The sequence below is a fragment of the Myroides injenensis M09-0166 genome (assembly GCF_000246945.1).
GTDB classification, from domain to species: domain Bacteria; phylum Bacteroidota; class Bacteroidia; order Flavobacteriales; family Flavobacteriaceae; genus Flavobacterium; species Flavobacterium injenense.
On record NZ_BAEX01000003.1, the window covers coordinates 1 to 15,151 of the forward strand.

The window sequence follows — 15,151 nt, forward strand, 5'->3', positions numbered from 1 at the left end:
ATATAGGGTTGTTTCATGTAACTTTATTTTTCTTTTATATCTAAAAGGACAGTACTGAGAGAGTTTGATAAGTATTATAAATAGTAAAGAAATTATAATACAACTCCTAATAAAAAAACCCGCTATAGATATTGTATAAGATGTATATATAGCTAAATCACAGTATATAAAAGAGAGTAATATAAAAGTACTTAAATATATAAAAACAGTTAGCTTTTTGATTCTAAAGGTACTGTAGGTAAATATAGTTGATAATATTGCTAAGAGAGTAATCCCGTAGAATAAGCCAGAAATAAAAATATTTAATAGGTGATCATAAATATTTATGTTCGATGAGTTAAAATTTAAAAAGCTCCTTGTTATATTAAGAGTGTAATCATTAAGCAGAGGAACTTGGAAAAACTCTGTGAAGAGTATGTTTAAACATAAAATTTTATTGATTAATATTAGAGTACATATCGGAAATGAACTGGCAATTATAGATAATAATAATACTCTACTTTGATTAAAAGGTAGTAATTTTTTTTTCGAATCCATTTATTTTTGATTAAATGCAATAAGTAAATAGTAGGTATGATTACGCTGCTTATAATTACTTTTAGCCCTAGTAATTATAAAACAATAAGAAAGAAAGCTTTAATATTATAGATTAAATGGGGTATTTATACTATAAGCTAGTAATTCAATCTAATAACTCAAGTGTAAAGTTATATGTAATCAATTCTATACTATAATTTATTCTTTATTTTTCACTTTGTTAAAAAAAGTTAAATATCTTTTTGTGTAGTAATAAGTGAAATTCTACTGTTAAAGAAAAAATTGCATTTAATCTGCGAATGATTTGTAAAATGAAACAGGCTAAAGTACTGTTTAAAAATGTTTTGAGTTGTTTTCATGTTATGTATTGTTGTTTTTGTTTGTCTACGCAATATAATTGTAAAAAAGTAACTTCATCCTATTCTAAAGTGTTGTTGTTTGTTAATTTATTATAAGATAATTTATCTTATCCTTAAGATTTAAGCAATTAGAATTACTACACGCTGCTCTATAAGGATATTAATTATGTTTATTTAGTTTTTCCAAAGTAGTTATTAACCTCGAATTTTAGTAGTACTACACCTTTGATTTGTTCTCAATTGTGATTTTATATTATTTGTTTAGAATAGTTCTTATTTAAGAAATAGTATCCTTTTAGTGTACTGTCTTAAAATGACAGTATAGGATAGACCTAATTCTTTTTTAATTTTTTTATTTATTGATAATTAGTTAGTTATATTAATTTTTAGAAATTATCTAATCCTATTTTATAGTTTTCTAACGTGTGTTAATTTTAGTATTAGGTATTATTTTAGGGATAATACTACTCCTTAGTATGGGAAAATCTAATGTTGTAAACTCTACTTTTGAACTGAATTATTACATTTTGAGAAATATAATAATAAGATAATCTATTACACTATGATGCTACTTAGTGGGGACTAGTAGCATTGTAAAATCTCTCCCCAATATTTTTTATAACATAAAAAAGGGGAGAGTATTTTAAAAAATATTCATTTAATAATCACTTATACTAACAAACTGATTTGTTTAATTAATTACTATCTAACTGTCTCTTTAAGTAATATAAATAGCGATAGGAGATAAAAAATTATACAAAAGTTAATTTATTGTTCAACAAATAAAATAGGGGAGTATAGAATATAATTTACTAACACTTAGATAGAATGAAACCAGGTTTTATAGCTATCGGTTACAAGATGAAACAAGCTAGGTTTATCACCTAGTTAATATTGTTTTAGTCAATATCAATTAGTATTAAACTCACAAATTAGATACTAATTTGATTTTATTAATCACACATTAACAAACAACAAATGAAACAAAATATTACTTTTCCTTTTTGGAACAGGTTAATTCTTTTGCTCGCCTTGTTTTTATCTATGCAATATTCTTATGCTCAAGATAGAGTGTTTGCAACTGATTTTCTTAAAAGTAAGAATGTTGATAACCCTAATTTTGCTTTAGATGGTAATTTAAGTAGCAAAGCTACATTACATGCACATCCGGGTGCATTATTAATAGGTAAGAAGAGTGGTTTATTAGAGTATAAATTTCCAAATAAAGTTCCCAAGGGCAAGCAGACTTACATAAAAATAGCCATGCAGGATAATGAATTACTTAATGGGTTATTAGGGGGTTCGGTAGGCAAATTACTCTCAGGTTTATTAAATGAGCTATTATTAGGAAGTCATAGATTTGATGTAAAAGCCTTAAATGGTGACACAGAAGTTCTAAAAGTTAAATCTGTAGATGGTTTTGGGGCTAAAGATGCTAAATTAATTCAAGATGCCCAAGGTAATTATTTGATTGCTTTTCAAATAGAAGAATACTTTGATAAGATTTCGATAGAAAATAGCAGTACCGCTTTATTAGGCTTAACAGGTGATAAACTCTTAGATGTTTATGATACTTACTATGTGGAAGATAATCAACAGGGCTGCGATAGACCAATAGGGACATCTTTTGATTCAGCCGGAATTGAAATCGACTTATTAGGGGGATTAGTAAAAAATAATTTTTATCAGGCCATAGATGGTAAACAAGATACTTATTCTTTATTAAAAAGAGAAGGGGCAGTAAATGTTGGAATCGGGGGATATATCTCACAGTTTTTTTATTTTCCGACTCTATCAAATACTACCACCACAGTAAATTTAACAATTGAGCCAGCTAAAGGACTCCTGAGTTTAGATTTATTAAATGCAATTGAAATAAGAGCTTATAAAGCAAATCAACTAGTTTATAAAAAATCCCTAGAAGGAGGTCTGCTTAATGGCGTAAATCTAGCTGGTTTATTAAAAACAAAAGGGAAAAAAACATTGACTTTTGCCCCTGGTAAAGAGTTTGATAAAATAGAATTAAGAGCTAATAATACTTTAAATGTTGGATTACTTACCGAGGGTTTACGTATTTATGATGTGGAGCGTTTTGATATCAATTCTTGTGATAATCCAAATATAACTATACCTAATCCAACAGCATCCCCTTTTGATATCGCAGCTTGTGCAACTAGCATTAAGGATTTTGAGAATGTGGATTTTGCAATCAATGCAATAGATGGTAATAATGAGACCTATGCCACATTGTATGCCAATAATGGCTCCTTGCTATCTACATTGCCAGCTTCGGGAATGATAGAGTTGTCCTATGATCAGAGAGTAGCTGCTAATACAAGTTCTTATATACGTATTGATTCAGACAAAGAAGTATTAGAGGCGCTATTAGGCGGGAGTTTAGGTAAACTTGTAAATGGTATTGGTGGATTGTTATTGGGAAATCATTATTTTGAAGTGGAGGCTTTCAATAGTGGTGAATCTGTATCGAAAAGTTCTAGTATTAACGGATTTGAAGCAACCACTAACGGAGTAACTTCTTTGGTACAAGACAATATTGGTCGTTATTATTTGGCCGTTACACCTAAATCTGAATATAATAGTATACGTATTACCAATAAAGTACTTGGATTACCAACAGGTGAACAGCGTATGTTAAAGGTATATAATATGTGTCGTGAGATTGGTGCAGATTCGTGTTCTCCAGCTCAGTTTACTTCTTATAATCAAGTGGGATTAAATTTAAGTATCGCTAATTTAAATGAAGCAGGAGTTAAAAATCCTTATCATGCCATTGGTGGGAATTCTTCTAATTTTTCAGAAATCAGCTCAGGTACTCTAGCAGTAGGTACTGGTGTGAAACAAGTGGTGTATTTTGCTAAACCATCTTTAAAAGGTGATAAATTAGAGGTAAGAGTACAGTTTAATTCTAATAGTGTTCTTTCATTAGATCTTTTAGGGGCCTATAGAGTAACTACTTATTTAGGAAGTACTAAAAAGCAAGAATTTACTCTCAAGCAAGGATTATTAAATAACCTTGATTTATTAGGCTTATTACAATCAGGCGGTGTACAATCCTTGGTTTTTGATACAGCTTTGGAATCTTTCGATAGAGTAGAGATATCCTCGGTAACCCTACTTAATGTTGGTACTTCACCTGCTATTCGTTTATATAATGTTAAACGTATAAATGATATTTGTACAGATCCAATAAGTGAGAGTCCTTTTATTTCTTCTGTATGCGCTACAGAATTGTTAGGGGCTGAGCATACAGATGATATTTCAAATATTTTTAATGGCAACTTTGATTCTTATGCAACAATTAACTCCGATGCAGGTATTTTATTCGGAGGTAAAAAAAGAGCTGGTTTTGTAGAACTTGGTTATAATCATATTGTAAAGGCTGGAACTACTTCCTATGTTCGTTTTGATTATGATAAAGGTATATTAAAGGGACTCCTAGGAGGAAGTCTAGGGAATATTGTTGGTGGTTTATTAAATAATATTGCCTTAGGGGATCACTTTTTTGAAATTCAGGTAAAGGATGACAATGGTGTTGTTTTACAAGGTAATAGTAGAGGTGTTGACACAACATTTAAAAATGGAGAAATAAGAGTAGTAAGTGATAAACTTGGACGTACTTACTTGGCTATAACCCCATCAAAGGATTATAAGTCAGTTAGAATTAGCGATCATAACAATAGTGCTTTAGGTATTCTAGCCCCTGCTACATTTATGAATGTTTATGGTATGTGCTATGAGCAAGATACAGATTCTTGCCAACAGGCTTTTGCAAGTTCATTTGACTTTACTGGATTGGATTTAACTGTTAAGGATTTATCTGGGGCAGGAGTAGAGTATCCTGAAAGGGCTATTGATAATAATTCATCAAACTACTCACGCATTAGTTTAGGTACATTAAATGTTGCAGGAAGTGTAAAACAATGGATATTTTTTAATTCTATCTCACAGAGCAGTGATGTAACTAATATTAAGTTTAAAACCGAAAGTGGAGCAGTTGATCTTAATATTTTGGGAAGGTTAGAGATTAAAGCTTATCTAGGTGATAAAGAGGTTAATACTCTTGATTTGTCTAGTGGATTAATTAATGGTGTAAATGTTTTAGATTTAATTAATAAAGGAGAAATGGTAAACTTGCCTTATACACCAGGGCTTGAGTATGATCGTATTTCCATTGGTCTTAAAAGTGTATTAAGCGCATCGGTTTTTCCTCCAATTCGCCTTTATAGCGTAGAGCGAACTTGTCAATCCCTTACTCAAGATTTAGTGAGTTGGAAATCCTATAAAGTAAACGGGGATGCAAGTGTGCAACAGGTTAAAGGGGGTGAAGAAGTAGAGTATACTATTTATGTTAAAAATATAGGCAATACAGACCTTCCAACTTTACTTGTAGAGGATAAATTACCACAGGGACTAACATGGATCTCTGGAGCAGCGCATAATAATGGTGTTGTAAGCTTTGAAAAAAGTGATGGATTGCTTGTTAATGAACAAGCGACATTCAGCTTTAAGGCTAGGGTAGATAAGAATTTAGAGGGGATTTCTCAGATTAGAAATGTTGCTGTAGTAAAAGCAGATATAACAGATAAGGGAGTAAACACCTATCCGCCAATTGATAATAATGATCCTAAAGAAGCCAATCAGAGTGAAAAGCCAGGTACTGTACTGGTTGTAGATCCCGTATATCAACTAGGGTTAACTAAAGTTGGAGAAAGTAGTGGAAAGTTAAAAAATCAGGCGAACTTAAATGATGAATTAACCTACAGAATTACAATTGAAAACAAAGGAAATAAAACCCTTAGAAATGTTTTATTAAGAGATATTTTAATAAATGAGCTCGATAAGGAAATAGTCATTGTTAGCGTTGAAAAAAATGGTGTAATTCAGAACAATACAATAACTTATGTAATTGATCAATTAACTCCTGAACAGAAAGAGTCTTTTGTTATTAAAACCAAAGTGGTAGGCTTACCTGTTAACAATCTTATCTCTAATAAGGCTCAAGTAACTTTTACATTGCCAGATAATACAACTACAACTAAGGAAGTATTATTTGAATTAGCCAGTAGTTGCAAAGAGGTAACACGAGAGAGTATCACAGTTAATCAACCTGAGCCTGTATGTCCTTTGACAGATTTTATAATAAAAGCTGACTTGAGCGCTCTAGCGCCTAAAGACTTAAAAAATCCTGTCTATAAATGGTATAGAAATAAAGATTTATCGGATTCTTCTCCTTTAGTAGGTCAAGAGGTAATTACTAGAGTTAAAGATAAAACTGTATTTTATGTCACCCTAGAGGCTTTAGGATATTGTTTTAATGGTGATGCTTTTGAAGTTGAAGTTGATGTTTTACCAGCACCTGTAAAACCAATTATTACAGGAATAGAAGAAATTTGTGAAGGCACATTAACTACTTTAACAACTCTTGGTGGGCAAGCTGATTATCAGTGGTATTTAAATGGAATATTAATTGAAGCGAAAGACAGTGATGGAAATGTTATTAAACTTGGAAATTCAATAGAGGTAAACACACAAGGAGAATATACTGTTGTAGTTTCTAATGGAACTTGCTTTTCACAAGAGTCTGATCCTTTCTCAGTAACGGTAAAACAAGCTGCACAGCTAACTATTGATGGAGAACAGAGATTAATCACAAAAGTAGGGAAGAGTATAAAACTACCAAAAGCTACTAGTGAAAATGCTTCGGTGAGTTGGTATAATGAAAAAGGTGAATTAATTAGTGATCTAGAGCCTACATTTACAAGCCCAGGAGTATACACCTATACTGTAATGGCTGAATTAGATGGCTGTTTAACTAGTGATAATGTTATTATTACGGTTTTAGACAATAGTGATTGTCCACCTGAAATACAAAGAGTTTATGCCACAGATAGTACTAGTTGGGGAGTTATAATTACCGGAGGAGTAGCACATAAAAATAATGCTATTGACGGTGATCCTACAACTTACTCTGAGTTAATAACTGGTTTAGGGTTGTTAGGTATTGGTACGGTTTGGCAAAATATCTATTTTGATCATATTGTCCCTGCAGGTACACCAGTGACCATTAAGTTAGGTAAGCAATATAGTGGATTAATGTTAGCAGGAGGACTATCTGTTCAAGGGTTAGATAAAGATGGAAATACAATTGGCGTGTTAAAGCCAGTGCAAGGCGGATTACTGGATTTATTAGCTGCAGATAATGTTATTGAGTATACTTTTGTACCTACTTCCTCTGGTAAACCTAAAGATTTTAAAGGAGTTAGAATCTCACAAGGCTCCCTTGTAGGTGTTGCGCAAATAGCAAAAATTTACGGTGTTTATTATTCTAGACCAGGGCATATTAGCTGTAATCCAGTAGCGGATAATGTTAACTCTAATGTCTTAGATGTTCTACATGGTGTTCAAGATTTAGGTATTGGTGTGGCTAGTGCTACAGCATCTGTTACAAGTCCGTGGAATGCTGTAGATGGAAAAACAGATACTTATGCTTTAATCTCTAGAGGTGTAGCTGTATTAAATGAGGCTTCAATTACAGTTGTGTTTAAACAACAAGCCATGGCTGGGGATGAACTTCATATTACAACTGAAATACCAGGGAATCCAGTTTTAAGTTTGGAATTAATAAAAGGTTACTCTATTCAAAGATATCTTGGGGATCAGAAAGTTGGTCCAAAATTAGAAGGAGGAGTCGATGTGTTAGGATTAAAGTTATTGGGCTTGGGATATGGCAATAAACACAAGGTTATCGTGGCTCCTTATGATGAAAAACCTTATGATAGAGTGAAAATTTCGTACGGAAGTGTTGTCGGGGTACTTGGTGATTTTACTAGAATATATGATGTAAGTATCGTTCCAACAATAGGTACAGGAGTTAAACAAGACCAGGTTATAGATATCTGTAATGAGGGATTATTAAGCTTATCAATGATTGATGCATGTACGACTTATGAAATTTATACCTCTGAAAAGGGAGATGATAAATTAGATGAAGTAACTCCTTTTGAATTTATAGTTAAAGGCCTTGCATTAGGTGAAAATACCTTGTGGGTACAAAACATAAGAAGCGGTTGTCCAATTGGTCCACGTATAGCGGTAAAGGTAAATGTGAAGAGCTGCTCTATAAAATCAAATTTAAATATTACACATAAAATTAAATAATTAGAAACAACAATATTTTAACGCATAAAACAAATGAAAAAAATCACATTATTAGCAGCTTTATTAGCAACATCATATTTTGCGAATGCACAAGTAGGGATAGGAACACCTGATCCTGCTACGTCGGCAGAACTAGAAATAGTATCAAAACTTGGAGATAAAGGTATTTTAATACCCCGAGTTGAATTAACAGAGCAAAAGAAATTTGAGCCTATTAAAGGAAGTAAACAAGAGAGTTTACTTGTATTTAATAAGACAGCAGCAACTGAGATGCCTAAAGGTTTTTATTATTGGTTTAATGATAAATGGAATAGAATAATAGGTAAAGAAGAGTTAAATACTGTAATAGAAGATTTAGGAGGTGATATAACAAATATTACCAATAAATTAGAGGGAGATGTTAAGAATCTTCAGGCAGTGATTAATTACATACTTCCTTCAAATCCTGATAATAAAGATAAGGATGGAAATCCTATTGTAAAGGAAGATCACAGTACAATTGTTTATAATCCAATTGATGGTAAGATGTATTATGTAACCTATAAGGCAGGTAAATACACTACACAAGAGATAGATATTCTTAAAATGGTTCAAGGAGTTGAAACAAATACTTTTTTCAAAGAAGTAAAAGATAGTAATGGTAAAGTAACAGGGTATATTTATTTTAATGAATCTACCATTGTTAAGGCTATTGGAGATGAAACAGACCCAAGTAAAATTCAAGATATAATAGATGGTCTGAGTGAAACAACTCCTGGAGCTGTTAAAATCGATGTGAAAGCGACGGTGGTAAACAATATACAAGAGATATTTAACTCATCTTCCACTGTAGTTAAACCAGGCACTACTAACGAGTATTACACAGTAGAGGAGTTAATTCAAAATATTTCTAAAAATGTGCAGGGTAATGTAATCTATACAGAAGTTAAAGATCCAAGTGACCCTACTAAAACAGTTTGGCAGTTGCAGTATTTTGATAAATCTACCAATACTTATAAAAAAGTTGATCTTAATCACTTAGTGGCAGAGGTGGAAACTAAAACCAATATATTAAGAGCAGAGGCAACAGATACAGGAGTACTTTCTAGCTATGATGCTGTTGTGGCTCCTATAGTGAAAGATGTTAAAAAAGGAGAAATTTTTTATAAGTACAATAATGAGGATAAAAAAGAGCAGTTTATTAATATGACAAGCGATATACTATCCTCGATAAATAATAATGAAGATATACAAAATGCAATTACAAATGTGCTTAATAAAGGTGGGAATGTATATTTTGGTAAATTAAAAGATACAGATACTGAAGAAGTTTTCTATAAAATTGAGCTTGAAAATGGTATAGAGACTAGAAAGAAAATTGATCTACCTGCTTCTTTCTTAACAGATATCATAAACAAATACAAAGATGTGATAAAGTTAGCCTTAGGTGATAATATTACAAATGAAGGAGATATAATTTTCACAGGTAATATAATAGGAGGTAAAAAAGTTTATCTAGCTAAAGGTAGTGTAAAAACCATTGCTAATTCTGCTAGAACGCAAGGAGTAGAGTTAGTAAAAGCGACAGATAAATTAGCCATAGGCACTATTATCTCTATTAAATTATTAAAAGATAATAATCTAATTACAAGTACAGTTAGAGATGTAGTTGTTAGTGGAACTAAAATTGATTTTAATATTGGTTTTGGTGATATCTACACTGTACTTCCACAAGATACTTATGAGGTAATAGTAGAATACACCCTTAAGTAAGACGCTCAAACAACAAACAACACTTTTTTAAATGGAGAGGTACAGCCAGTTTTATACCTCTCCATTAATTTACCTAAAACACAAACTCATGAAAAGAATATATATAATATTAGCAATAAGTTTTATAAGTTCTATAGGGATAGCTCAAACTAAGATAGGAAAAGGGGCTGAGGTTAATCCAAATGCAGTATTAGAGATAGAATCTGATAATAAAGGTCTGTTACTTCCTCGTATCGCTTTGGTCTCAACTATGGATCCTTCTCCATTATCTAACCATGTTCAGGGTATGACAATTTATAATACAAGTAAAATAAATGATGTTATACCAGGATTTTATTACAACGATGGAACTAAATGGCAGCAAATGGTGACAAGCGATAACAAAGCTGTGAAATTTTTCTATATGCCATCTATTGTATTTGATACTTCTACTTTGGCCAGTGATCTGACAAAAGATTTATATGCTGAGTATAAGAAACAATTTGCCTTACAAGGCAATGTAGTTATTAGCTCAGGTGCTCCAGATAAAGATCAAGGAGGGATTCCACATTTTACCAAGCCTGAGGATTTATTTTATTATGTAACAGATTATGATACTTCTGTGTTTGAAAATATAAGCATTAGTGAGAAAGGGATAATGAAATATGATATAAAGTCTAACGGTAGTCCATATTCAATAATGAATATTGTATTTGTAGTAAAAGAATAAAAGCTTGTTAAATATGAAAAATTATAAAACACTTTTATTAACCTTCTGCCTTTGTTATTTAGGAGTAAATGCACAGACTGTTAACAAGGGGGATTTTTATATAACCCCCAATTCACTAGTTGTGTCAAAATATCCATTTGAGAATCTAGAGAAAGGAAATTTTAGGAACAATGGATTATTGATACTAGAGGATAATTTAATTAATAACGGAGATTTTTTTGATTATAAAGGTACAATTCCTCAAGGCAAGACCATACTTAAGGCATCAAAAGTTCAACTTTTAAAGGGCGAATCAATCACTACATTTAATGATTTACAATTAGCTAATTCAACTCTAGATAAAGCCTTTGTAATTGAAAATAATATCGTTGTGGCCGGTAAGGTAAACTTTGATATGGGTATTGGTGAGATAGATAAAGACAAAGGATCTTTCACTTTTTTAAACAAAGCAGAAGCTTACTCTGCCAGTGATAATAGCTTTTTAAAAGGAACAGTAGAGAAGGAAGGCAAGCAAGAATTTGTATTTCCAGTAGGGGATAAGGGTTTTTATCGACCAGCTGGTATATCTGCTCCTGAAAATGAAAAAGATTTATTCTCAAGTGAATATATCTATGATCACAAATCTTTTTTTGAATCAAAATCAAATATCTCAGGAGTTATAGATAAACTCGATGCAAAAGAATATTGGATTATAGATAGAAATAGTAAGACCAAAAGTGATATTATTTTAACATTATCATGGGATGAAAAAACTACTCCAAAAGAAATACTAAATAATCTTGAGAAAAGCCTTCGAATATTACGTTGGGATGAAAATATGAATATTTGGGTAAATGAAGGTGGAGTGGTGGATATTGATAATAAAACAATTAGTACACCTACTTGGGTTAAAAACTACGGATATTTTACATTAGGTACTATTAAAACAGATTGGATTTTAGATGGCGATATTGTCATATATAATTTAGTTACCCCTAATGGAGATGGTCAAAATGACTACTTTTTAATTGAAAATATTAATCGTTTTCCCAATAATAAAGTAGAGATATTTAATCGTTGGGGTACTCGGGTTTACGAGACTAGTAATTACGATACTACAGGTAATGTTTTTAAAGGAGAATCTCAAGGGAGAGTTACAGTAAGTAAAGGTGAATTATTACCCACAGGTACTTATTATTATGTGATAACCTACCAATACAAAGATGACAAGGGATCACGTATGATTAAAAAGTCTGGTTACCTTCATCTAGAAACCAATTAATAGTATTTTATTAAAATGAATTATACCACAATAATAAAAACAGTAGCACTAAGTGTTTTATTACTTGGTTCAGCTATCACGGCAAAGGCCCAACAAGACCCACAGTATACTCAATATATGTATAATACCTCTGTTATAAACCCAGCCTATGTGGGTAGTCGAGATGTATTAAGTGTATTTGGTCAATACAGAACGCAATGGGTGGGATTAGATGGTGCTCCTAAGACAGCAAATATATCGGTAAGTACACCTTTAGGGGAATCAGGCCTGGGGTTAGGAGCTTCTTTTACAAACGATCGTTTAGGAGCGATGGATGAGAATAACATCTCTATTGATTTATCTTATGCTATAGATTTAAATCATGAGTATAAATTGGCATTTGGTTTAAAAACAACGGCTAATTTATTAAGTGTAGATTACAGTAAATTAAAAATATTTGATTCAACCGACCCAGTAAGCCAAGAGAATGTGAATAATAAATTCACACCAAATATTGGAGCAGGATTGTATTTATACTCTGATAGAAGCTATTTGGGAGTATCTATACCTAATTTTTTAACAACGGATCGCTATGATGATAATCAGTATACTACATTACGACAAAAAGCACATTTTTATTTAATGGGAGGATATGTCTTTGATTTAAATCCTAGTTTAAAACTTAAACCTGCTTTTTTAGCTAAAGCAATACAAGGAGCTCCCTTGCAAATGGATTTAACCGCTAATGTTTTAATAATAGATAAATTTACTCTTGGAGCAGCTTATCGATGGGATGCCGCAGTAAGTGGTTTAGTGGGATTTCAAGTCAATGATAATTTATTTATAGGTTATTCTTATGATGCCGAAACAAGTAAATTGTCTAATTATAATTCAGGATCACATGAGATTTTCTTGCGTTTTGAAATATTTAATTACAGAACAAGAATCAATGCTCCAAGATTCTTTTAATAATAAATTGAGTTTAATATGAAAAAGAATTTAATAAAGCTATTGTCTGTGATTTTCTTAACTTGTTTACCCGCGGTAAGTGTGGGACAAAACCTTAAAGAGAAAAAGGCCGATCATAAATTTGACCAATTTGAATATGTCGATGCCATAGAGGTCTATAAAAGAATCTTTGACAAAGGTTATAAGAGTATTAACACACTATCAAAACTAGCCGATGCATATTACTTTAAGGCAGAGTTAAAACAAGCAAATAAATGGTATCAAGAATTATTTGATTTTGCAAAACAAGAAAAGCACAGTTTACCCTCTGAATACTATTATAGATATTCGCAAACATTAAAGTCCGTAGAGGATTATAATAAAGCAGATGCTATTATGCAGGAGTTTGTAAAGTTGGAAAACAATGATAGTAGAGCCAGGCTGTTTCTTGATAAGAAAGATACTTACCTTTCTGAGATAAATTCTACTATAAAAAGATATGAGTTAAAATCCTTAGAGATCAATAGTGAATACTCTGATTATGGGTCTGCTTTTTTAGGTGATAAACTAATATTTACATCAGCAAGAGCGACTCAAAATAAAGAAAAGGTTCATAAATGGACAAATGAAGCATTTACAAGCTTGTATAGTTCTAAAATCTCAAGTGATGGCAGTTTTAGTGAGCCTGAATTATTTGATAAAAGTTTAAAAAGTAAAGTAAATGAGTCCTCTGCAGTATTTACTAAAGATGGTAAAACAATGTATTTTACTAGAAATAATTTTAAAAAAGGTAAAAAGGTTCACAATCAAGAGTATTCTATTTTATTAAAGATTTATAAATCGGAGTTACAAAGTGATGGCAATTGGTCACAAGCAATTGAACTCCCATTTAATTCTGATGATTTTAATACTGCTCATCCTGCTTTAAGTGTAGATGAAAAAGAATTATACTTTGTCTCTGATAGACAAGGCAGTATTGGGGAGTCAGATTTATATAAAGTTAGCATTTATCCCGATGGTAGCTATAGTGCAGCTGTGAACTTGGGAAGCAAAATAAATACTGAAGCTCGTGAGACATTTCCTTTTATTTCTCATGATAATATTTTGTATTTCTCTTCTGATGGAAGACCTGGTCTTGGTGGATTAGATGTCTATAAGGTAAAGATTAACTTTGATGGAAGTTTTGGTACAGTGACCAATGTTGGCGCTCCAATTAATAGCCCTGGAGATGATTTTTCTTTCTACATTAACGAGAAAAATAGAAAAGGATTGGTGTCTTCAAATCGAGAAGAAGCAAAAGGTAGTGATGATATTTATTTTTTTCAAGTGGTAGATTGCACGCAAAAGATAAAAGGTAAAGTATTTGATCAAAATACTCTAGAGGCAATAACAGATGCAAATTTGGTCTTATATGATGCAAATTACAATATTATTGAAGAGTTAAAATCAGATAGTTTAGGAGAATTCTTAACCAAAGAATTATTGTGTAATTACAAATTTAGAATTAAAGCCAGCAAACAAGAGTATCACACCAATGAGGTGAGCGTTGTTTTGGGTAAAGAATTTGATTCCTATAAATATCTAGACATTGCACTTGAACCAATTGAGCAGAGAATAGAAAAAGAAGATGATTTATTTAAAAAGCTTAAACTTGATCCTATTTATTTTGATTTTGATAAATTTAATATAAGAAAGGATGCTGCGGTAGAGTTAGCTAAAATAGTGGAAGTTTTAAAGATGTATCCCCAATTAAAAATTGATGTAAGATCACATACAGATAGTAGAGGAAATGATAATTATAATTTAAGACTATCTGATAAAAGAGCAAAATCAACTATCAATTGGATAATAAATCAAGGAATTCAAGCTGAACGAATAACAGGTAAGGGATACGGCGAGACTCAGTTAGTGAATCAATGCGCAAATAATGTACCTTGTAGTAAAGAAATGCATCAAGCCAATCGTAGAAGTGAATTTATAATTCTAGATATTTAATAAAGAATCGATACAGGATTAATAATTTAACAATACAAATATTTAACAGTAGTAAGCTTTAGTTTACTACTGTTTTTTTTTCTAAATATGGTTTTTTGTGTGTTGTTATCTTAAGACAGGACAATATATTAAGTTATGGTAAAACAGCGCAAGAATTTATATATATCGTGTTTTAATTATTTTATAAAGTAAACGTATTAGATGAATTTATTAATGATACTTACTATCTACATGTATTAGCTGTTAAAAGCAGAAAGCATTACAATCTTATCATCTTTATAAAGTATTAGCAAACAAGTCTATTGAAGAGTATAAGTTCAAATTTGATAAAGAATTTAAATTCTTTATCAAATTTGAGTATAGTCAGAATTATTTATCACTTTTATAATTCTTTTTAAAAAAAGAAAGGCACTATTTTAGTATTGTTAAACT

The 15,151-nt window shown here is 31.3% G+C and carries 6 protein-coding genes; all 6 read left to right on the forward strand.

What is annotated here, in order from left to right; all coding sequences use genetic code 11:
- The first annotated feature begins 1,874 nt into the window (after positions 1–1,874).
- Positions 1,875–8,075: a DUF11 domain-containing protein gene (locus RH98_RS15715; protein WP_010249473.1), complete on the forward strand. Its 6,201-nt coding sequence runs from the start codon at positions 1,875–1,877 to the stop codon at positions 8,073–8,075.
- Between the two features lie 33 nt (positions 8,076–8,108).
- Entirely contained in the window at positions 8,109–9,827 is a 1,719-nt protein-coding gene (locus RH98_RS00885; RefSeq protein WP_010249475.1) for a phage tail-like protein, read from the forward strand.
- An 88-nt stretch (positions 9,828–9,915) separates the two neighbouring features.
- Positions 9,916–10,536 (forward strand): phage tail-like protein, encoded by a 621-nt coding sequence (locus tag RH98_RS00890; protein WP_010249477.1) that lies wholly within the window; start codon positions 9,916–9,918, stop codon positions 10,534–10,536.
- 13 nt (positions 10,537–10,549) lie between these two features.
- Complete coding sequence (locus RH98_RS00895) at positions 10,550–11,797, forward strand: T9SS type B sorting domain-containing protein (protein ID WP_010249478.1); 1,248 nt, start codon at positions 10,550–10,552, stop codon at positions 11,795–11,797.
- 15 nt (positions 11,798–11,812) lie between these two features.
- On the forward strand, positions 11,813–12,745 hold the full coding sequence (locus tag RH98_RS00900) for a PorP/SprF family type IX secretion system membrane protein (RefSeq protein ID WP_010249480.1): 933 nt from the start codon (positions 11,813–11,815) through the stop codon (positions 12,743–12,745).
- 18 nt (positions 12,746–12,763) lie between these two features.
- Complete coding sequence (locus RH98_RS00905; protein WP_010249482.1) at positions 12,764–14,719, forward strand: OmpA family protein; 1,956 nt, start codon at positions 12,764–12,766, stop codon at positions 14,717–14,719.
- Positions 14,720–15,151: the final 432 nt, after the last annotated feature.

What these genes read in the sequence shown, in the direction of transcription:
- RH98_RS15715 (WP_010249473.1), top strand. Translation starts at nt 1,875, where the DNA reads ATGAAACAAAATATTACTTTTCCTTTTTGGAACAGGTTAATTCTTTTG.
- RH98_RS00885 (WP_010249475.1), top strand. Translation starts at nt 8,109, where the DNA reads ATGAAAAAAATCACATTATTAGCAGCTTTATTAGCAACATCATATTTT.
- RH98_RS00890 (WP_010249477.1), top strand. Translation starts at nt 9,916, where the DNA reads ATGAAAAGAATATATATAATATTAGCAATAAGTTTTATAAGTTCTATA.
- RH98_RS00895 (WP_010249478.1), top strand. Translation starts at nt 10,550, where the DNA reads ATGAAAAATTATAAAACACTTTTATTAACCTTCTGCCTTTGTTATTTA.
- RH98_RS00900 (WP_010249480.1), top strand. Translation starts at nt 11,813, where the DNA reads ATGAATTATACCACAATAATAAAAACAGTAGCACTAAGTGTTTTATTA.
- RH98_RS00905 (WP_010249482.1), top strand. Translation starts at nt 12,764, where the DNA reads ATGAAAAAGAATTTAATAAAGCTATTGTCTGTGATTTTCTTAACTTGT.